This window comes from Streptomyces sp. NPDC001604 (genome assembly GCF_042893475.1).
In the GTDB taxonomy this organism is placed as follows: Bacteria; Actinomycetota; Actinomycetes; order Streptomycetales; family Streptomycetaceae; genus Streptomyces.
Map to the genome: position 1 here is coordinate 229537 of NZ_JBIAUY010000001.1, position 18603 is coordinate 248139.

Here is an 18603-nt window from a genome sequence, read left to right on the forward strand (position 1 = left end):
GCGGGCACGATGTCGGCATGGCCGCCTCATCGCTCCTCGACCTTGCCCCCGTCGTGCCTGTCGTCGTCCTCGATGACGCCGGCGACGCCGTTCCGCTGGCGCGGGCGCTGGTGGCCGGCGGTCTGCCCGCCATCGAGGTGACGCTGCGGACGCCGGCCGCGCTGGACGCCATCCGGGCGATCGCCGAAGCGGTGCCCGAAGCGGTGGTCGGGGCCGGAACCGTGATCACTCCGGAGCAGGTGAAGGACTCGGTGGCCGCCGGGGCGCGCTTCCTGGTCAGCCCGGGTTGGACGGACGTACTGCTGGAGGCCATGAAGGCGTCCGGGGTGCCGTTCCTGCCGGGGGTGTCCACCACCTCGGAGGTGGTGGCGCTGCTGGAGCGCGGGGTGCGGGAGATGAAGTTCTTCCCGGCGCAGGCGGCAGGCGGCACGGCGTATCTGAAGTCGCTCGCCGGACCGCTGCCGCAGGCGCGGTTCTGTCCTACCGGGGGCATCGGTCCTGCCAACGCCCCCGACTACCTGTCGCTGCCCAACGTCGGCTGTGTGGGCGGCACTTGGATGCTCCCCGCGGATGCCCTCACCGCCCGCGACTGGGGGCGGATCGAAGGCCTTGCCCGCGAGGCAGCGGGCCTCAGCGCAGGTGGGACGTGTCGTTGAAGAGCCGTACGCTCGCGTTGCCGTCCGCGTAGTACGCCACCGCGGACAGTGCGGCCGCCGACAGCTCCATGCGGAACAGGGACTCGGGCGGGGCGCCCAGAGCCAGGCGTACGAACGTCTTGATCGGCGTGACGTGGGAGACCAGCAGGACCGTGCGGCCCGCGTACGCCGCCACCAGCTTGTCCCGGGTGGCCTCGATACGGGTCGCGGTCGCCGCGAAGCTCTCGCCGCCGCCCGAGGGCTGGGCGTGCGGGTCGGCGAGCCAGGCGTTCAGGTCGTCGGGGTAGCGTTCGCGGACCTCGGCGAACGTCAGCCCTTCCCAGGCGCCGAAGTTGGTCTCGATGAGTCCGTCGTCGATGGTCACCTCGAGGCCGAGGTGGGAGGCGACAATGCCCGCCGTCTCGCGGGTGCGGGCGAGAGGTGACGCGACGATCGCCTGGATCGTGCCGCGCCGGGCCAGTGCGGCCCCGGCGCGCTCGGCCTGCTCCCGGCCGACGTCGGACAGGGAGGGGTTGGTGCCGCCGCTGCCCGAGAAACGCTTCTGCGGGGTCAGCGGGGTCTCACCGTGCCGCAGCAGGACGAAGGTCGCGGGCGCGCCCAGGTCGGCGGGGGCCCAGCCAGGGGAGGCGACGGCTGTCGCGGCCCGCACATCGGCCTCGGCCTTCGGGACGTCGGCGGCGGGCGGCTCGGCGACCGCGGTCCTCGCGGCGGCCGCCTCCAGCTCCGCCGTCGACGCCGACGGCGACCACTGCTCGCCGCGCTTGCCCGCGTCCATCGCCTCGTTCGCCAGCCGGTCCGCGTGCTTGTTCTGCTCCCGCGGGATCCACTCGTACGTCACCTGGTCCGGCGGGAACACGCGGGCAGCCACCGTCGCCAGCGGCTTCATGTCGGGGTGCTTGATCTTCCAGCGGCCCGACATCTGCTCGACGACCAGCTTGGAGTCCATGCGGACGCGGACCTTGGCCGAGGGGTCGAGTTCGTGGGCTGCGCGCAGGCCCGCCAGCAGGCCCCGGTACTCGGCGACGTTGTTGGTGGCGACGCCGATGTACTCCGCGGCCTCGACCAGGGTCTCCCCCGTCGCCGCGTCGAGCACCACGGATCCGTAGCCCGCGGGTCCCGGGTTGCCCCGCGAACCGCCGTCGGCCTCGACGATGAACTCCCGCACGCTAAAGGCTCCTAGAGGCCGGACTCGGCCGTGCGCACCAGGATGCGACGGCAGTTCTCGCAGCGCACCACCGTGTCGGGGGCGGCCGCGCGGATGTCGTTGATGTCGGTGATCGCCAGCTCCTGGCGGCAGCCCTGACAGGTGCGCTGGTACAGCTTGGCCGCGCCGATGCCGCCCTGCTGCTCGCGCAGCTTGTCGTAGAGCTTGAGCAGGTCGGCGGGGATGGTGCCCGCGATGACCTCGCGCTCCTTGGTCACCGTCGCCACCTCGCCGTCGATCTCCTCGAAGGCGGCGTCACGGCGCGCGGTCGCGTCGTCGATCTTCGACTGGACGGAGGAGACCCGCTCGGTGAGCTCGGCGACCCGCTCCTGCACGGACTCGATGCGCTCCATGACCTCCAGGACGACGTCCTCGAGGTCGCTCTGCCGCTTGGCGAGGGAGGCGATCTCGCGCTGGAGGTTCTCCAGGTCCTTGGGGGAGGTGACGGCGCCGGAGTCCAGGCGCTTCTGGTCGCGGGCGGCGCGCTGGCGCACCTGGTCCACGTCCTGCTCGGCCTTGGTCTGCTCGCGGGCGGTGTCGCTCTCCTCGGTCTGCGCGGCCACCAGCAGGTCGCGCAGCTGGGTGAGGTCCTTGGTCAGCGACTCGATCTCGGCGTGCTCGGGCAGCGACTTCCGCTTGTGCGCGAGCTGCTGCAGGCGTACGTCGAGGGCCTGGACGTCGAGGAGTCGGATCTGGTCGGCGGGCGCGGCGTTCAGTTGGGGGCTCCTGCAGTGGGATCGGGGGAGGCCGCGTGGGCCGTCCAGGGGTCGGTGACCGTCTTGGAGACATGGACCCTGAGGTCCCATCCGTGACGGTCGGAGATCTCGTCGAGCTGGGTGGCGGCCAGCTCGCACCAGGGCCATTCGGTGGCCCAGTGCGCCGCGTCGAGCAGCGCGAGGGGGCTTTGGGCGATGGCTTCGGAGGCCGGGTGGTGGCGCAGGTCGGCGGTGAGGAAGGCGTCGACACCGGCCGCGCGCACCTGGTCGAAGAGGCTGTCGCCGGAGCCGCCGCTGACGGCGACCGTGCGGACGATGGCCTCGGGGTCGCCGGCGACGCGGATGCCCTGCGCGGTGGCGGGCAGCCGGGCGGCGGCCTTCTTCGCGAACTCGCGCAGCGGCAGCGGGTGGTCCAGCTCGCAGATGCGGCCGAGGCCCCGGCGGCCGGACGGATCGGCCGGGTCCGGCACCAGGGGACGTACGACACGCAGGTCCAGCGCGCCGGCCAACGCATCGCTGACACCGGGGTCGGCCGTGTCCGCGTTGGTGTGGGCGACGTGCAGCGCGATGTCGTTCTTGATCAGGGTGTGCACGACGCGGCCCTTGAAGTGGCTCGCCGCGACCGTCGTCGTACCGCGCAGGTAGAGCGGGTGGTGGGTGACCAGCAGGTCGGCGCCCAGCTTCACCGCCTCGTCGACGATCTCCTGCACGGGGTCGACCGCGAACAGGACCCGGGTGACCTCCTGGTCGGGGTCGCCCACGACCGTGCCGACCGCGTCCCAGGACTCGGCCCGCTCAGCGGGCCACAGGTTCTCCAGCGCGGCGATGACTTCAGACAGACGGGGCACGCTGAAAGGCTACCTGGCTGATCTGTGCCGCTGTACCTGTGCCCGTACTCGGATGGACCGGGACCGGTGCCCCGGCGCTCACCCCCGGCTCCTTCAGCACACCCGCCCCCGTTTCCTCAGGCGAATCGTTCCCCCGCCACCCTTATGTGTGAAGCAGGAGCCTCGTGGTCCCACGCGTGTGCGTGCGAAAACTAGCTTCGTCGCCGGAGGTGACCAGACCATGACGGCGTGTGCGATCGAGCCCGAGGCTGCTCCCGAGGACGGCGCCCCGCAATCCGGCTGCACCATCACCGTGGACGGCGCCTACGCCGCCCGCCTCGCGCCGGCCGGCGGCTCCTGGTTCCCGGAGCGCTGGACGCTGGACGGCCCCGAGCCGTACGCCGTGCCGCTGCCCGGCAACCAGCCCGAGGAGCCCGGCACCGAGGTGCAGCCGATGGGCGACGGGCGGGTCCTCATCCACCGGCGGGCGGAGGGGCGGCACCTGTTCTCACTGCTGTACCCGACCGGACCGGGCACCGGCGAGGTGCTGCTCGGCGCGGTGGAGTGCCCGGAGGAGGGCGCCCGGCTACGGCTGCTGCCGCCCGCGCCGGGCGGGGAGAAGGCGTACGCCCTTGCCGTGGGCCGGCGCTCCAGCACGGTGTGGCTGGTGGCGGGCGGCGCCTTCGGTCCTGAGCAGCTGGCGGAGGTCCCGGGCCGCTGCTCGGGCGGGGTGTGGCTGGACCGGGCGGGGCGGCTGCTGGCGCTCGACCGGGAGACCGGCGGCCGGACCAAGGCGGTCGTGGTCGACCTGGAGCGGGCCGGTGAGGTCTCGCCGCTGCTGCAGATCGCCGAGGGGAGCGACGACCGGCTGCTGCTCGCCGACCCGGACAGCGGGCTGCTGCTGATCCGCTCCGACGCGCCCTCGCCGGGTGAGGAGCGGCTGGGCTGGGGGGTGCTGGGCAGCACCCTGCCGGTGCGCTTCCCGGAGTGTCTGCGGCTGCCCGAGTGTGTCGTGACGCCCTTCGCCATCCAGCCGGGGCAGGTGCTGCTGCCGGAGAGCTGCGGGGTGGCGCTGCGCATCGACGGGCCCGTCGGCAGCTGGGTGGGCCTGTGGCGGCCGGACCGTCGGCAGGTGCATCATCTCGCCGCGCCGTACGGGTGGTTGGCGGGCGCGGGGATGTGGACCAGGGACGGGGTGCTCCAACTGCCGTACGCCACGGCCGAGGTGCCGTGCGGCGTGGCGCAGGTGGCGGCGCCCTCGGGGGAGACGGGGGGATCGGGGGATGCAGGGGGATCGGGGGGCGCGGGCCCGGAGGATCCGGCACGGGGTGAGCCGGCACAGCCGGATCCTCCGGAGCCCGTCGCACCGCGTCCCGTGCCCTTGCAGCAAGCGCCCTTGGGACGTCTTGTAACGAAATAGTGCCGATGGGCGTGCCCGTCTGGAGTCGCGAGGAGGGTGGCCGGTTAAACTCGCCCGGCTGTTTGAAAGATCATGTTGACGGGGTGAATCCTTCCGATGAGCGACACAAGCACCATGCAGCCGCTGTCCGCCGAGTCCCGGGAAGACGCCGGTCACGGCCGGCACCGGGGTCCGAGTTCGGCCCAGGACGGTGACACGGCCCCTCACGGCCGCCACCGCAAGCCGGCCGAGGACAGCGAAGCGGCTGCCTGAGGGTACGCAGGGAAGGGGCTCGCACACCGGCCGGTGTGCGAGCCCCTTCCGTATGTCTACGCCCGCTTGTGTCTAGGCCCGCTTGTGTCTACGCCCGCTTGAGGCCCAGTACTTCCGCCGCCGCGAAGGTCTCGCCCGGCGGCCGGGCCGCGTAGTGCGGAGTGAGGACGGCGTCCAGCTCGTCGTAGGTGAAGGTGTCCTGCTTGCTGTCGAACTTCGCCTGCACCCGCGGCCGTTCGACCACGGCCACCATGCCGCCGTGCACGACGAGCAGCTGGCCGTTGACGCGGGCCGCGGCGGGCGAGGCCAGGTAGCCGACGAGCGGGGCGACATGCTCGGGGGCGAGCGGGTCGAGGCCGTCGGTCGGCTGCTCGAACCCGGCGAAGACGTCCTCGGTCATCCGGGTGCGGGCGCGCGGGCAGATCGCGTTGGCCGTGACGCCGTACTTGGCGAGCGCGAGGGCCGTGGAGGTGGTGAGGCCCACGATTCCGCCCTTCGCGGCCGCATAGTTGGGCTGCCCGGCCGAGCCCGCCAGGAAGGCCTCGGACGAGGTGTTCACGATCCGCCCGTAGACCGGCGCTCCCGCGGCCTTGGAGCGCTCGCGCCAGTGCGCGGCAGCGAAGTGGGTCGTGTTGAAGTGGCCCTTGAGGTGGACCCGGATCACCGCGTCCCACTCGTCCTCGGTCATGGAGAAGACCATGCGGTCGCGCAGGATGCCCGCGTTGTTGACCAGGATGTCCAGCTTGCCGAACTCGCCGATCGCCAACTCCACCAGGTCTTGGGCCTGTTGGAAGTCGGCCACGTCCCCGGTGTGAGCGAGCGCCTTGCCGCCCGCGGCGCGGATCTCGGCGGCGACCTCTTCGGCGGGGCCCGCCGAGGCCTCCCCCGAGCCGTCCCGGCCCGGCTGCCCGAAGTCGTTGACGACGACGGCGGCGCCGAGCCGGGCGAGTTCGAGCGCCTCGGCCCGGCCCAGACCGCGACCGGCCCCGGTCACGACGGCGGACAACCCCTCCAGCGGCCCTTGCTGCGGTCCTTGCTGCGGTCCCTGCTGCGGTCCCTGCTGCGGCAACGACACAGGCACCCCCGTCAGATCTCGATGCACGTGCGCAGCGCCGTGCCCGTCCGCATCTGGTCCAGCGCCTCGTTGATCTCGCTCAACGGCACCCGGTGCGTGATCAGGCCCGCCAGGTCCACGCGGCCCGCCCGCCACAGCGCGATGGTCCGCTCGTAGGAGCGCAGGACGTCACCGCCGCCGTACATCGACGGCAGGATCCGCTTCTCGTCGAAGAACAGCTCGAACATGTTGAGCTGGAGGAAGTCGTCCATGGCGCCCGCGCCGACGACGACGAGGGTGCCGCCGCGCCGCGTGTTGTCGTAGGCGGTGCGGGCGGTGGCCGACTTGCCGACGACCTCGAAGACGTAGTCGAAGCCCTCGCCGCCGGTGACGTTCTGCTTGGCGTCGGCCAGCTCGTCCGGCGAGACCGCCTTCGTGGCGCCGAACCTGAGGGCGGACTCACGGCGCGAGGCGACCGGGTCGACGGCGACGATCTCGGCGGCGCCCTTGAGCCGCGCCCCCTGGATCGCGGAGATCCCGACCCCGCCGCAACCGATGACGGCGACCGACGAACCGGCCTCCACGTCTGCCGTGTTGAGCGCGGCGCCTAGCCCGGTCGTGACGCCGCAGCCGATCAACGCGGCGATGTCGAAGGGCACGTCGTCCGGGATCGGCACCGCGCAGCCCGCGTCCACGACGACCTCTTCGGCGAAGGTGCCGGTGCCCGCGAAGCCGAAGACGTCACCGCCGGGGCGGCGGAAGTTGGGGGTGCCCGCGTTCATGAACCCGGCCAGGCACAGCTCGGTCTGCCCGCGCTTGCACGCCGGACACGCGCCACAGGCCGGCAGCCAGCAGACCACGACCCGGTCGCCCGCCTTCAGGTGGCTGACGCCTTCGCCGACCTCGACGATCTCACCCGCCCCCTCGTGCCCGGGCACGAACGGCGCCGGCTGCGGCAGCACCCCGCTCATCGCGGACAGGTCCGAGTGGCACAGCCCGGTGGCCCGCACCCGGATCCTCACCTTGCCGGGCCCGAAGCCCGTCGCCTCGACGTCCTCGAAGACCTCGAGTTTGTCCTGGCCGATCTCGTGCAGTACGGCTGCGCGCATGGTGCGGCTCCCCTCAACTGCCTGCTGGATCAAGAGTGTTCGACGATCGTGTCGGCGAGGACGGGCGCGTCGTCCCGCTCCACGGCGCTCACGGCCACGCGGACCTGCGAGTCCCCCCGCCACATGCGGATGCGCAGGGTCTCGCCGGGATACACGACACCCGCGAACCGGGTGGCGTACGACCGCACCCGCGTCACGTCCCCGCCGAGCAGCGTGTCGACGACCGCCTTGAGCGTCATGCCGTAGGTGCACAGCCCGTGCAGGATGGGCTTTTCGAACCCGGCGGTCTTGGCGAAGTCCGGGTCGGCGTGCAGCGGGTTCCAGTCGCCGGAGAGGCGGTAGAGCAGGGCCTGGTCCTCGCGGATCGGGCGCTCGACGGTGCGGTCGGGTTCCCCGGCGGGCGGCTCCAGGCGGCTCGAGGGCCCGCGGTCTCCGCCCCAGCCGCCTTCCCCTCGTACGAAGATCTGGGCGTCGTTGGTCCACAGCGGGCCGTCGGCGTCGGCCACCTCGGTGCGCATGACGAGGACGGCCGCCTTGCCCTTGTCGTGGACGGCGGCGATACGGCCGGTGGCGGTCGCGGTGCCCTCGACGGGGATCGGGCGGTGCAGGGTGAGGGACTGGCCGCCGTGCAGGACGCGGGCCAGGTCCACGTCGACGCCGGGCATGGACAGGCCGCTGATCACCCCGGGCGAGCCGTTGCCCGCGACGGTGGCGAAGCTCGGCAGGACGTGCAGCCGGGACTCCAGGGTGTAGCGCAGCTCGTCGGGATCGGTCGCCGGGATGCCTGCCCCGATGCCGAGGTGGTACAGCTGGACGTCCTTGCGGTCCCAGGTGATCTCGCCGGAACGGGGCTCGGCGGCGAGGGCCTTCGCTGCGTCGATGGGCATACGGCTCCTGGTGGCTCGGATGGTTCAAGACCTCGGCGCGGCCGTCCGCACCGTCGGCCGCGACCGAGGTCGTCACGAGTGCCGATCTAGAACGCGTTCCAGTCCGGCGCCCTCTGTATAGCCCAGCGCTCCGCACTTGTGAAGGCTCCTGACACTGTGTCAGCTGAGCGTGCGACCGGCCGTGACATTTGTCCTGCCGGAGTGCGTACAAGCGCATCTGCCGGGCGGGCACCTGTTCTCCGTAGCGTCGTAGGCATGACGAAGACGACGGGGACGACGACAGGCACGACGGTCGAGGTGACGACTGGGGCGCCGCCCGCCGTGTCCTTCACGGGGGCGGTCAAGACCTTCGGCGGCGTGCGCGCCCTGCGGGGCGTGGACCTGGAGATATCGCAGGGCGAGACGGTGGCGCTGCTCGGCCGCAACGGCGCCGGCAAGTCGACGACCATCTCGCTGCTGCTCGGCCTGAACGACCCCGACGAGGGCACGGTACGGGTCTTCGGCGCTCCTCCCGAGCAGTCGGTGCGCGCCGGGCGGATCGGCGCGATGCTGCAGGAGGGGCGCGCGGTGCCCCGGGTCACCGTGCGGGAACTGGTGACCTTCGTGGCCGGCCGCTACCCGGACCCGATGCCCGTCGCGCGGGCCCTGCAACTGGCCGGGATCACCGAGCTGGCGGGGCGGCGGGTGGACCGGCTGTCCGGCGGTCAGACGCAGCGCGTGCGATTCGCCGTGGCACTCGCCGGGAACCCCTCGCTGATCGTCCTGGACGAGCCGACCGCCGCCCTGGACGTGGAGGCGCGGCTCGCCTTCTGGGCGTCGATGCGGTCCTACGCCCGGCTCGGTCACACCGTGCTGTTCTCCACCCACCATCTGGAGGAGGCGGACGCGTATGCCGACCGCATCCTCGTCATCGACGGGGGCCGGATCGTCGCGGACGGCACCGGCGAGCAGCTCAAGCGGTCGGTGGGCGGCAGCCTGGTCGCCTTCGACCTCGCGGGGCGGGGCACGGAGGGCCTGGAAATGCTGCCGGGGGTGCGGTCGGTGGAGGTGCGCGGGGAGCGGGCACGGTTGCGCACCGACGACCCGGACGCGACGGTGGTCGCACTGGCCGAACTGGGCGCGATACGCCGCCTGGAGGTCGCGCCCGCCTCGCTCGACGACGCGTTCCTGGCTCTGACCGCACGGGTGACGGAGGCGGCGTGATGCTGGACTATCTGCGGCTCGAAGTACGCCGGACCCTGCGCGACGCGGGTTTTGTGATCGGCGGGATCGCGATGCCGGTGCTGATGTATCTGCTGTTCACCAACCTCGGTACGGACGACGGGAGTTGGAAGACCGGCGCGATGGTGGGCATGGCGGGCTACGGCGCCGTCGGCTGCGCCCTCAACACCGGCGGCGGGGTCGCCGAGGACCGGGCGATCGGCTGGCTGCGGCAGCTGCGCGTGACCCCGATGACCCCCCGCCAGGTCGTCGTCGGCCGCACGCTGACCGGCTCGGTGACGGTGCTGCCCGCCATCCTCGCGGTGCTCGCCGCGGGCGGTCTGCTCAACGGCGTACGGCTGGAGGCCTGGCAGTGGGCGGCGGTCGCGGCGCTGCTGTGGCTGGGCTCGCTGCCCTTCACCCTGCTGGGCCTGGGCAACGGCTACCGGCTGACCGGGCAGACCACCGGCGTGACGAACATGGCCTGCAACCTGGGCCTCGCGGTCCTCGGCGGCCTGTGGTTCCCGGTCACCCTGTTCCCGCACTGGCTGCGCACGCTGTCGGCGTACACGCCCACCTACCGTTTCGCCCAGCTGGGCACCTCTGCGGCGGAGGGCCGCGCCCCGGCCCTTGGCGCGATCGCGGTGCTGACCCTCTGGCTGCTGGCCTTCGGTTCGTACGCTGTGCTGTCGTACCGGCGGTCCGGACGGACCGCCTGAACGGGGGGAGCGGAGACATGTCCTGGATACGAGGGGTCGCCTGTCAGCTGCGTGAGTGGCGGGCCGTGCGGGCGCGATGGCAGGCGGACATGCAGGCTTTCAAGGTCGCTCAGAGACAGGCGCGCCGCACCGGCGCCGAGGTCCCCGAGGACCCCGGGCCACCGCCGACCGCCTTCTCTCTGCTGCCCTGGCTGCTGATGGGGATGGGCGCGTTCTCCAACCTCTTCCAGGGCAAGACCCCCAACCCGTGGATCGGCGGCCTGGGACTGCTCGCCTTCAACTCCCTCTACATCTACGTGGCGACCCGCTCCTTCGTGAAGGAGAAGCGGAAGGCGACCTCCACACGGGTGGCTCTGGCCCTGATGGCCGCGATCACCTGCGGCCTCGCCGGCGGCTACGGCGGCAGCTGGCTGCTGTTCTTCCCCCTGCTGGGCCTGGCGACGGGCGCGGCGCTGCGGGGCGAGCACCTGCGCTGGGCCGGTCTGGCCGTCACGGCGCTCGCCGCCGCCGTCTCCGCAATCCACGAGGGCTGGAACGGCCTGAACATCGCCTACGCCGCCTGGATCTCGACGATGGTGACGGCGGCGATCCTGTCCCTGTCCGAGGCGGTACGGGAACTGCGCGCCGCCCGCGAGAAGCTGGCGCACCAGGCGGTGGAGAAGGAGCGCCTGCGCTTCTCCCGCGATCTGCACGACCTGCTCGGGCACACCCTGTCGGTGATCGTGGTGAAGTCGGAGGCGGCCCGGAGGCTCGCCCCGGGGAACCTGGACGCGGCGCTCACCCAGATCGGCGACATCGAGTCCGTCGGCCGCCAGGCGCTCACCGAGATCCGCGAGGCCGTGACCGGCTACCGCGAGGGCAGCCTCGCCACCGAACTGGACCGGGCCCGCTCGGCCCTGTCCGCGGCGGCCGTCGAACCAGTGGTCCGCCGCACCGGCGCGCCCCTCGCCCCGCAGACCGAGGCGCTGTTGGGCTGGGTGGTGCGGGAGGCGGTCACGAACGTCGTGCGGCACGCCGGTGCCACGCGCTGCGAGATCACCGTGCACAGCAGCCCCGAGCGCGTCAGCCTCACGGTCGCGGACAACGGGGAGGGCGTGCCGTCCACGCCCTCCTCCCCGCCCTTGCCGGGCATCGGCGGTACCGGCCTGAAGGGGCTGACGGAGCGCCTCGCAGCGGCCGGCGGCTCCTTGCAGGCCGGTCCGTCGCCGCGAGGCGGTTTCACCGTCACCGCCGAACTCCCGGTGGAGGCCGACGACGTGTCCGAACCGGTGGGGGCTACGGCGCCCACGGCGAGCTGACGGCCCAGCTTCACGTCGTCCGCCCAGGACGTGACGCTGTCCCAGGTGTTGGAGCCGCCGTTGCTCGCTGTGCAGACGTTGACGTCGTAGTGGCGGAGGAACTTGGCCGGGTAGTTGTACGAGGCGAACGAGGTCCCCGTGCCGCTCTTGCCGGTCGTCGGGCAGAAGGTGGCGTCGGATCTGAACTGCGCGCTGCCGTCCATGGGCCGGCGCAGGAGCTGGTAGTTGCAGTGGCGCAGGAAGTGACCGGGGTAGTTGCGCGACTCGAAGGAGACGCAGGAACTGCTCGCCAGCCCGCGACGGACGATCCAGGTGGCGTCGCTCTTGTCGAGTGCCGCCGTTGCTGTTGTCGCCGCCGGTGCCGAGGACGATCGCGCCTTCCTGGTCGGGCCGCGCTCCCGTCCCCGCCCTACTCTTGGACCGTGAACGAGATGCCCCGGGATCACCGGCCGTCGAAGAACGTGCGGGTCCTGCTCGCCGAGGACCAGGGAATGATGCGGGGCGCGCTCGCCCTGCTGCTCGGCATGGAGGCGGACCTGGAGGTCGTCGCCCAGGTCGCGGCGGGCGACGCGATCGTGGACGCCGCGCTGACCCACCGGCCCGACGTGGCCCTGCTGGACATCGAACTGCCGGGCATGAGCGGCCTGGACGCGGCGGCCGAGCTGCGCGAGCAGGTCCCCGACTGCCGGGTGCTGATCCTCACCACCTTCGGGCGGCCCGGCTATCTGCGCCGCGCGATGGAGGCCGGAGCGGCCGGCTTCCTCGTGAAGGACGGCCCTGTAGAGGAGTTGGCCGCAGCGATCCGCCGGGTGCTGACCGGCGAGACCGTGATCGACCCCGCGCTCGCGGCCGCCGCGCTCAGCGCCGGGCCGAGCCCCCTGACCGCCCGCGAGTGCGATGTCCTCAAGGCGTCCGTGGACGGTGCGACGGTCGCCGACATCGCCGGCAAGCTGCATCTGTCGGAGTCGACGGTCCGCAACTACCTCTCGTCCGCCATCGGCAAGACGGGCACCCGCAACCGGATGGAGGCGATGCGGGAGGCCCGGCAGCAGGGGTGGCTGTGACCCCTTACCCGGTCACCTCCGCCTTGTCGTAGCTCGTGCCCTTCGGCGCCAGGCACACGAACCAGTTGTCGGAGGAACCTTCAACGGAGCGGATGCCCTGTGGGAGGACGTTGTTGACGTAGGCGTCCGCCGAAACCCTGTGCAGGACCGTGCTCGTACCATCCTTCCAGGTGCAGGTGACCTGCTGGGCCGTCTTGGCGATCCGGCCGATCACGAGACGCGCGGGCTCGGAGCTGGACTTCAACCCGCTCGCCCCGGAAACCAGGTCCGTGCCTGTCTGCTTCTCCCCCTTGGGGAGCATCTGGTGGATCACCAACGAGTTCCTGTCCCCGTAGAGCATGTGCACGAAGTAGGCGCTTTTGCCGATCAGGTCGGATGCCTGGCGGAGGTCTCCGGGGAACTCGCCGACAGCGGTCATGGCGGTCAACTGGGTCTGCGCCTCCGCCGCGTTGCGCGGCGCGGCCCACACGTCGACGGAGACCTCCCAGTGCTTGCCGTTCTCGGTCCCGCTCGCCAGCAGCGTAGACAGCGGCTCGCTGAGCCGCGGCGTCACGCTCGTCGGCGGGTGCGTGGCCACCTGCGCCCCCCGGTGCCCGTCCCCGTGACCCGACAGCCCCGCGAGCGCCAGCGTCCCCGTCGAGCCGACGATCGCCAGTGCCGCCACCGTGGCCACCGCCCAGCGCCGCGCCCTGCGTCGCCGGCCACCGCGGATCACCGCCTGGGTGGGGGCTATACCGATCTCGACCCCGTCCGCGGCTTCGGCCAGCAGGAGAGCGATGTCGCTGTTCGTCATGTCGTGGTTCGTCTCCCGGTCCGCGTTCATCACTTACGCCCTCCCCCACTTGTCACCATGTCCGCCAGTCCCGGTATGGCGCGCAGCTTCGCGATCCCCTTGGCCGCGTTGCTCTTCACCGCGCCGACGCTGCAGCCCATCGCCTCCGCCGTCTGGGTCTCGGTGAGGTCCTCCCAGTACCGCAGGACCACCGCCTCCCGCTGCCGCACCGGCAGTTGGGCGAGCGCCTTCAGCAGGACGCCCCGGTCGACGGCCTGGGCAATGCGGTCACCCGTGTCGGCGATCTCGCGCACCAGCCCCGAGTCGTCCTTCGGCGCCAGGAACTCCCGCAGTTTTCTGCGGTGTTTGCGCGCATGCGCGTTGATCATCACGCGCCGTACATACGCCTCCGGGTCGTCCGCCGAGCCGACCCGGCGCCAGGCCACGTAGACCTGCTCGAGCGTCGACTGGACCAGGTCCTCCGCGGCGTGCTGCTCCCCCGTGAGGAGAAATGCCGTGCGCAGCAGCCGCGGCCAGCGGCCGGTGACAAAGCTCTGGAACTCCTTGTCCCGAGCTTCCTTGCGATCCCCCATGGGCACCTCCTAGATGTGTAAAGGAGTCCATGGGCAGCCCGAACCGTTGCCTCGCTCCCCCGACTACTTCGCCGGCTTCGCGGAAATTCTGCGCGGCAGCCACACCAGCATCAGCACCGCCCCCGCGAGCAGCACCCCGGTGCCCGTCCGGAACACCAGCGCGTACCCCTCCGTGAGCGCGCCGGGAGCACCGCTGCCCGCCGTGCGTGTCGCCGCGATCGTCGACATCACCGCGAGCCCCAGCGAACCGCCCATCGTGCGCGAGGTGTTGACCAGCCCCGACACCAGCCCGGCCTCCCCCGGAGCCGCCCCGGAGGTCGCCAGCGCAGCCAGCGGGGTCGCCGTGAGACCCGCCCCCAGCATCATCAGGATCCCCGGGAACATGATCTCCGTCAGATAGTTGCCCTCCGGCGTCATCATCGACTGCCAGGCGAAGCCCACCGCCGCCAGGACAGTCCCGAGCACGGCCACGTTCCGCGCGCCGAGCACCGGCATGAACCGGGGCGCCGACTTGGAGCCGAGCAGCACCGCCAGGGAACTGGGCACCAGCGCCAGCCCGGCTTCGAGGGGCGTGTAGCCGAGCACGTTCTGCGCGTACAGCGTCATGAAGAACCACATGCAGAACATCGCGGAACCGTTCACGAACATCGCCGCGTTCGCCGAGGACACGGCCCGTACCCGGAACAGCCCGAGCGGCATCAACGGCGCCGCCGTACGCGCCTCCACGACCAGGAACAGCGCGATCAGCGCGAGCCCGGCGGCCAGCGGCACGAGGGTGGCCGCCGCCGTCCACCCCTCGGCCTCGGTCTGCGAGATCCCGTACGCCAGCGTCCCGAGCCCCGCCGTCACCAGGAGCGCGCCCGGCAGATCGAGCCGCCGCCCGTCCCCGTTGCGGCTCTCCGCCAGCCACCGCAGCGAGCCGACCAGCACCAGCGCCCCGACCGGCACGTTGATCAGCAGCACCCACCGCCATGACAGCCCGTCCACCAGCGCCCCGCCGACCAGCCCGCCCGCCGCTCCACCGCCGGCGCCGACCGCGGTCCAGGTCGCTATCGCCCGGGCCCGCGCGGCCCCCTCCGGAACGGCCGAGGTGAGAATGGTCAGCGTCGAGGGCGCGAGCACCGCCGCCCCCAGCCCCTGCACGGCCCGCGCGACCAGCAGCTGACCGCCCTCCTGCGCGAGCCCGCCGCCCAGCGAGGCGGCGGTGAACAGGGCGAGCCCGATCAGGAACATCCGCTTGCGCCCGTACAGGTCCCCGGCCCGCCCGCCGAGCAGCATGAACCCGGCGAAGGCGATCGCGTACGCGTTCACCACCCACTGCAGCCCCTGCGGGCTCAGCCCCAGGTCGGCCCGCATCGACGGCAGCGCCACATTGACGACCGACACATCGAGCACCACCAGGAACTGCCCGGCGCAGGCGAGCGCCACGACCAGCCAGGTGGGAGGAGGAACGGTACGGCGGGACGAGCTTCGGGTGACGTCAGCGGCTTCCAACATGCCTGTCATGCTCTCAACCGGGTTACGCCCCTTGCATCGGGATTTCGCCCCACCCGGTCCTCCTCCGCAGGACCTACACCGCCCGCAGGAGCGTCACCACCGCCGCCCCGCCCAGCCCGATGTTGTGCGCGAGCCCGACCTGCGCCCCCGGCACCTGCCGCGCCCCCGCCTCGCCCCTCAGCTGCCACACCAGCTCGGCCACCTGGGCGATCCCGGTCGCCCCCAGCGGATGCCCCTTGGAGATCAGCCCGCCGGACGGATTCACCACCCACCGCCCGCCGTACGTCGTCGCCCCGGACTCGACGAGCTTCCCGGACTCCCCCTCCTCGCACATCCCGAGCGCCTCGTACGTCAGCAGCTCGTTGACGGAGAAGCAGTCGTGCAGCTCCACGACGTCCACGTCGCCGATCCCGAGCCCGGCCCGCTCGTACACCTGCCGGGCCGCCTCCCTCGACATCGGCTGCCCCACGACGTCGATGCACGACCCGGACGCGAAGGACTCCTCGGTGTCGGTCGTCATCGCCTGCGCGACGATCTCGACGGCCTTCCCGCCCAGCTCCCGCCGCTCCACGAACCGCTCGGAGACGACGAGTGCGGCCGCCGCGCCGTCCGAGGTCGGCGAGCACTGCAGCTTGGTCAGCGGCCGGTGGACCGTGCGCGCGGCGAGGATGTCGTCCACCTCGTACACGTCCCGGAACTGCGCATACGGATTGTGCGCCGAGTGCCGGTGGTTCTTGGCGGCCACGGCGGCGAGCTGCGCCTCGGTCGTGCCGTACCGCTCCATGTGCTCACGGGCCGCGTCGCCGAAGATCTGGGCGGTGGGCGGGGTCATCTCGAAGCCGTGGCGGGCGGCCATCACGCCGTAGTGCCGCGCGACCGGAGACGTGGAGAAGTCCCCTCCGTCGGCACCCCCGCCCAGCGCGCCCTTCTTCATCTTCTCGAAGCCCAGTGCCAGAACGCAGTCGGCGGCCCCGCCCTCCACGAGCTGCCGGGCCAGCATCAGGGCGGTCGAGCCGGTCGCGCAGTTGTTGTTGACGTTGTAGACGGGCACGCCGGTGAGGCCCAGCTCATACGCGGCACGCTGCCCGGCGGTCGAGGGCTGGAAGCAGTAGCCGACGGGAACCTGTTCCACATCGCCGTACGGGATCCCTGCATCGGCCAGGGCGGCACCACCGGCCTCCCGCACCATGTCCCAGTACTGCCAGTCACGGGTCTCGGGCTTCTCGAACCGGGTCATCCCGACCCCGACGACATAGGCCTTCATGGCGCGGTACGCCTTGCACAGTATGCCTTCATGGCGCGCGAGACTAGAACACGTTCCACCAACCCGCCAGGCCTGACGAATGATCAGATTCCCATGGCCGGGTCAAGAATTCATTAGAGACCCGAAGCAACGGAATAGTTGCCTGTGCATACGAGGTTTACCCAGCACTTATCTCGCACAGCTCTTCCTCTCGTTCGGCCTGGAGGCCTCACCCCATGACGCACACGACGACCGAACCGCCCGCCCGGCGGGCGAGCGGGGCCGTGGTCCCGGTACTCGCCTTCGCGGGCATCGTTGTCGCGGTGATGCAGACCCTGCTCGTCCCGGTCATCAAGGACCTGCCGCAACTGCTGGACACCGCACCCAGCAACGCCACCTGGGTCCTGACCTCGACACTCCTCTCGGGAGCCGTCGCCACCCCGATCATGGGCCGCCTCGGCGACCTCTACGGCAAGCGCCGCATGCTGATCCTCAGCCTCGCCCTGATGGTGGTCGGCGCCCTGATCAGCGCCCTCACCAGCGAACTGCTCACCATGATCGCCGGCCGCACGCTCCAGGGCTTCGCCATGGGCGCCATCCCGCTCGGCATCGGCCTGATGCGCGACATGCTGCCCCGCGAGAAGCTCGGCTCGGCGATGGCCCTGATGAGCTCCTCCATAGGCGTCGGCGGCGGCCTCGCCCTGCCGCTCGCGGCCCTGGTCGCCCAGCACGCCGACTGGCACGCCCTCTTCTACGGCGCCGCGGGCCTCGGCGCCCTCTCCATCCTCCTCACCCTCCTGGTCGTACCGGAGTCCCCGATGCGCGCAGAGGGCTCCTTCGACCTGCTCGGCGCACTCGGCCTCTCCGCGGGCCTGGTCCTCTTCCTCCTGCCGATCACCAAGGGCAGCGACTGGGGCTGGACCTCCGGTACGACGCTCGGCCTGTTCGGTGCGTCGGCCGTCGTACTCGTGCTCTGGGGCGTTCTCGAACTCCGTATGAAGGCCCCGCTGGTGGACCTGCGGACGACGGCCCGCCCGGCCGTCCTCTTCACCAACCTCGCATCGATCATGGTCGGTGTCTCCTTCTACGTCGTCTCCCTCGTCCTTCCCCAGCTGCTCCAGCTCCCCAAGGCGACCGGCTACGGCCTCGGCCAGTCGATGGTCGTCGCGGGCCTGCTGGTGGCCCCGCTGGGCCTGACGATGATGTTCACGGCGCCGGTCTACGCCCGCCTGTCCGCGAAGTACGGCCCGAAGGTCACCCTGATCCTCGGCCTGCTGATCATCGCGATCGGCTACGGCGCCGGGCTCGGCCTGATGAGCGCGCCGTGGCAGAGCCTGGTCATCGCGGTGGTGCTCGGCGCGGGCATCGGCCTCGCGTACTCCTCGCTCCCCGCGCTGATCGTAGGTGCGGTCCCGGCCTCCGAGACGGGCGCGGCGAACGGTCTGAACACCCTGATGCGCTCCATCGGTACGTCCGTGTCCAGCGCCGTCATCGGCATGGTGCTGGCCAACACCGCGAACAACGTCGGCGGCGTCGAGATCCCGACCATGCACGGCTTCCGCGTCTCCTTCCTGATCGCGACCGCCGCCGTCGCCGTCGGTCTGCTGATGGCCCTGTTCCTGCCCAAGCCGAACCGGGCGCCGCAACTGCTTGCGAGCAGCGAGGAGGACGACGCCGTCGTGGAGCGTGCGGAGGAAGTGCTGCGCGGGTTCCGTGGCCGGGTGCTCGGTGCGGACGGCTCTCCGGTGGCCCGGGCGAAGGTCACGCTGATCGACCGGCGGGGCCGGCAGGCCGGGGCGACGGTCTCCGACGAGGACGGCAGCTATGCACTGGCCGTGCCGGCCGAGGGGGCGTATGTGCTGGCCGCACGGGCGGCGGGGCATGGGCCGCTTGCGTCTTCGGCTACGCACCCGGGTGAGGCTGCGGTGGACTTGGATCTGGCGTTGCCCGGTGAGGCTGTCAGCGCATAGCGCCTAGTGAGGTGCCTCGACAGGTCGTCTGGCGTGGTGCGGCTTCATCGTGGCTTGTCGCGCCCACGCGGCGGAGCCGCAAATCGACACAGCCCCGCGCCCCTTTTGTACGCACCCCCAGT

18 protein-coding genes and 1 pseudogene are annotated in these 18603 nt (G+C 71.7%); 8 read left to right on the forward strand and 11 right to left on the reverse strand.

Annotated features, from left to right (window positions below):
- Positions 1-17 precede the first annotated feature (17 nt).
- Positions 18-656 (forward strand): bifunctional 4-hydroxy-2-oxoglutarate aldolase/2-dehydro-3-deoxy-phosphogluconate aldolase, encoded by a 639-nt coding sequence (gene eda, locus ACFY1E_RS01080; RefSeq protein ID WP_389069891.1) that lies wholly within the window; start codon positions 18-20, stop codon positions 654-656.
- On the opposite strand, the gene ACFY1E_RS01085 is transcribed toward eda, so the two are convergent.
- Genes ACFY1E_RS01085 through ACFY1E_RS01095 form a run of 3 tightly spaced genes read right to left on the reverse strand, consistent with a single transcriptional unit; the run spans position 631 to position 3424 of the window.
- Positions 631-1821 (reverse strand): bifunctional RNase H/acid phosphatase, encoded by a 1191-nt coding sequence (locus ACFY1E_RS01085; protein ID WP_389069893.1) that lies wholly within the window; start codon positions 1819-1821, stop codon positions 631-633. The genes eda and ACFY1E_RS01085 overlap by 26 nt on opposite strands.
- A gap of 11 nt (positions 1822-1832) precedes the next feature.
- Entirely contained in the window at positions 1833-2576 is a 744-nt protein-coding gene (locus ACFY1E_RS01090) for a zinc ribbon domain-containing protein (RefSeq protein WP_389071560.1), read from the reverse strand.
- Complete coding sequence (locus ACFY1E_RS01095; RefSeq protein ID WP_389069896.1) at positions 2573-3424, reverse strand: Nif3-like dinuclear metal center hexameric protein; 852 nt, start codon at positions 3422-3424, stop codon at positions 2573-2575. Before ACFY1E_RS01095 ends, ACFY1E_RS01090 begins: the two co-directional genes overlap by 4 nt.
- Before the next feature lie 220 nt (positions 3425-3644).
- On the opposite strand from ACFY1E_RS01095, the gene ACFY1E_RS01100 reads away from it, so the two are divergent.
- Together ACFY1E_RS01100 and ACFY1E_RS01105 are read left to right on the forward strand one after the other, a co-directional pair.
- On the forward strand, positions 3645-4823 hold the full coding sequence (locus ACFY1E_RS01100) for a hypothetical protein (RefSeq protein ID WP_389069899.1): 1179 nt from the start codon (positions 3645-3647) through the stop codon (positions 4821-4823).
- 96 nt (positions 4824-4919) lie between these two features.
- Positions 4920-5075: a hypothetical protein gene (locus ACFY1E_RS01105; protein ID WP_389069901.1), complete on the forward strand. Its 156-nt coding sequence runs from the start codon at positions 4920-4922 to the stop codon at positions 5073-5075.
- 88 nt (positions 5076-5163) lie between these two features.
- Here the strand turns inward: ACFY1E_RS01105 and ACFY1E_RS01110 are convergent, their stop codons facing one another.
- The 3 genes from ACFY1E_RS01110 to ACFY1E_RS01120 form a co-directional block, all read right to left on the reverse strand.
- Positions 5164-6069: a 3-oxoacyl-ACP reductase gene (locus tag ACFY1E_RS01110; protein WP_389069904.1), complete on the reverse strand. Its 906-nt coding sequence runs from the start codon at positions 6067-6069 to the stop codon at positions 5164-5166.
- Positions 6070-6161: 92 nt separating this feature from the next.
- Complete coding sequence (locus tag ACFY1E_RS01115) at positions 6162-7238, reverse strand: Zn-dependent alcohol dehydrogenase (RefSeq protein ID WP_389069906.1); 1077 nt, start codon at positions 7236-7238, stop codon at positions 6162-6164.
- Between the two features lie 29 nt (positions 7239-7267).
- Positions 7268-8125 (reverse strand): MaoC/PaaZ C-terminal domain-containing protein, encoded by an 858-nt coding sequence (locus ACFY1E_RS01120; protein WP_389069909.1) that lies wholly within the window; start codon positions 8123-8125, stop codon positions 7268-7270.
- Between the two features lie 321 nt (positions 8126-8446).
- Between ACFY1E_RS01120 and ACFY1E_RS01125 the strand changes: the two genes are divergently transcribed.
- Genes ACFY1E_RS01125 through ACFY1E_RS01135 form a run of 3 tightly spaced genes read left to right on the forward strand, consistent with a single transcriptional unit; the run spans position 8447 to position 11342 of the window.
- Positions 8447-9328, forward strand: a complete 882-nt coding sequence (locus tag ACFY1E_RS01125; RefSeq protein WP_389071562.1) for an ATP-binding cassette domain-containing protein — start codon at positions 8447-8449, stop codon at positions 9326-9328.
- Positions 9328-10044, forward strand: a complete 717-nt coding sequence (locus ACFY1E_RS01130) for an ABC transporter permease (RefSeq protein WP_389071565.1) — start codon at positions 9328-9330, stop codon at positions 10042-10044. Before ACFY1E_RS01125 ends, ACFY1E_RS01130 begins: the two co-directional genes overlap by 1 nt.
- A 17-nt stretch (positions 10045-10061) precedes the next feature.
- A complete protein-coding gene (locus tag ACFY1E_RS01135) occupies positions 10062-11342 on the forward strand; it encodes a sensor histidine kinase (RefSeq protein ID WP_389069912.1) in 1281 nt (426 codons plus the stop codon).
- An 80-nt stretch (positions 11343-11422) separates the two neighbouring features.
- Here ACFY1E_RS01135 and ACFY1E_RS01140 read toward each other — a convergent pair.
- Positions 11423-11788 (reverse strand): annotated as a pseudogene (locus ACFY1E_RS01140) (AbfB domain-containing protein); the annotation flags it as partial.
- Between ACFY1E_RS01140 and ACFY1E_RS01145 the strand changes: the two are divergent.
- Entirely contained in the window at positions 11774-12406 is a 633-nt protein-coding gene (locus ACFY1E_RS01145) for a response regulator (protein WP_389071567.1), read from the forward strand. The pseudogene ACFY1E_RS01140 and the gene ACFY1E_RS01145 overlap by 15 nt on opposite strands.
- 4 nt (positions 12407-12410) lie before the next feature.
- Here the strand turns inward: ACFY1E_RS01145 and ACFY1E_RS01150 are convergent, their stop codons facing one another.
- The 4 genes from ACFY1E_RS01150 to ACFY1E_RS01165 form a co-directional block, all read right to left on the reverse strand.
- A complete protein-coding gene (locus tag ACFY1E_RS01150) occupies positions 12411-13229 on the reverse strand; it encodes a hypothetical protein (protein ID WP_389069914.1) in 819 nt (272 codons plus the stop codon).
- Positions 13229-13771: a SigE family RNA polymerase sigma factor gene (locus ACFY1E_RS01155; RefSeq protein ID WP_389069916.1), complete on the reverse strand. Its 543-nt coding sequence runs from the start codon at positions 13769-13771 to the stop codon at positions 13229-13231. Before ACFY1E_RS01155 ends, ACFY1E_RS01150 begins: the two co-directional genes overlap by 1 nt.
- Before the next feature lie 63 nt (positions 13772-13834).
- A complete protein-coding gene (locus tag ACFY1E_RS01160; RefSeq protein ID WP_389069918.1) occupies positions 13835-15268 on the reverse strand; it encodes an MFS transporter in 1434 nt (477 codons plus the stop codon).
- A gap of 73 nt (positions 15269-15341) precedes the next feature.
- Positions 15342-16532 (reverse strand): lipid-transfer protein, encoded by a 1191-nt coding sequence (locus ACFY1E_RS01165; RefSeq protein ID WP_389069920.1) that lies wholly within the window; start codon positions 16530-16532, stop codon positions 15342-15344.
- Positions 16533-16747: 215 nt separating this feature from the next.
- Here ACFY1E_RS01165 and ACFY1E_RS01170 point away from each other — a divergent pair, with 215 nt between their 5' ends.
- Positions 16748-18481, forward strand: a complete 1734-nt coding sequence (locus ACFY1E_RS01170; RefSeq protein WP_389069923.1) for an MFS transporter — start codon at positions 16748-16750, stop codon at positions 18479-18481.
- Positions 18482-18603 lie beyond the last annotated feature (122 nt).

Excerpts from the sequence above, each read along its gene's own strand:
- ACFY1E_RS01120 (WP_389069909.1), bottom strand. The coding sequence starts at position 8,125 with ATGCCCATCGACGCAGCGAAGGCCCTCGCCGCCGAGCCCCGTTCCGGC.
- ACFY1E_RS01150 (WP_389069914.1), bottom strand. The coding sequence starts at position 13,229 with ATGAACGCGGACCGGGAGACGAACCACGACATGACGAACAGCGACATC.
- ACFY1E_RS01115 (WP_389069906.1), bottom strand. The coding sequence starts at position 7,238 with ATGCGCGCAGCCGTACTGCACGAGATCGGCCAGGACAAACTCGAGGTC.
- ACFY1E_RS01135 (WP_389069912.1), top strand. The coding sequence starts at position 10,062 with ATGTCCTGGATACGAGGGGTCGCCTGTCAGCTGCGTGAGTGGCGGGCC.
- ACFY1E_RS01155 (WP_389069916.1), bottom strand. The coding sequence starts at position 13,771 with ATGGGGGATCGCAAGGAAGCTCGGGACAAGGAGTTCCAGAGCTTTGTC.
- ACFY1E_RS01105 (WP_389069901.1), top strand. The coding sequence starts at position 4,920 with ATGAGCGACACAAGCACCATGCAGCCGCTGTCCGCCGAGTCCCGGGAA.
- ACFY1E_RS01145 (WP_389071567.1), top strand. The coding sequence starts at position 11,774 with ATGCCCCGGGATCACCGGCCGTCGAAGAACGTGCGGGTCCTGCTCGCC.
- ACFY1E_RS01130 (WP_389071565.1), top strand. The coding sequence starts at position 9,328 with ATGCTGGACTATCTGCGGCTCGAAGTACGCCGGACCCTGCGCGACGCG.
- ACFY1E_RS01165 (WP_389069920.1), bottom strand. The coding sequence starts at position 16,532 with ATGAAGGCCTATGTCGTCGGGGTCGGGATGACCCGGTTCGAGAAGCCC.
- ACFY1E_RS01160 (WP_389069918.1), bottom strand. The coding sequence starts at position 15,268 with ATGTTGGAAGCCGCTGACGTCACCCGAAGCTCGTCCCGCCGTACCGTT.
- ACFY1E_RS01100 (WP_389069899.1), top strand. The coding sequence starts at position 3,645 with ATGACGGCGTGTGCGATCGAGCCCGAGGCTGCTCCCGAGGACGGCGCC.
- eda (WP_389069891.1), top strand. The coding sequence starts at position 18 with ATGGCCGCCTCATCGCTCCTCGACCTTGCCCCCGTCGTGCCTGTCGTC.
- ACFY1E_RS01170 (WP_389069923.1), top strand. The coding sequence starts at position 16,748 with ATGACGCACACGACGACCGAACCGCCCGCCCGGCGGGCGAGCGGGGCC.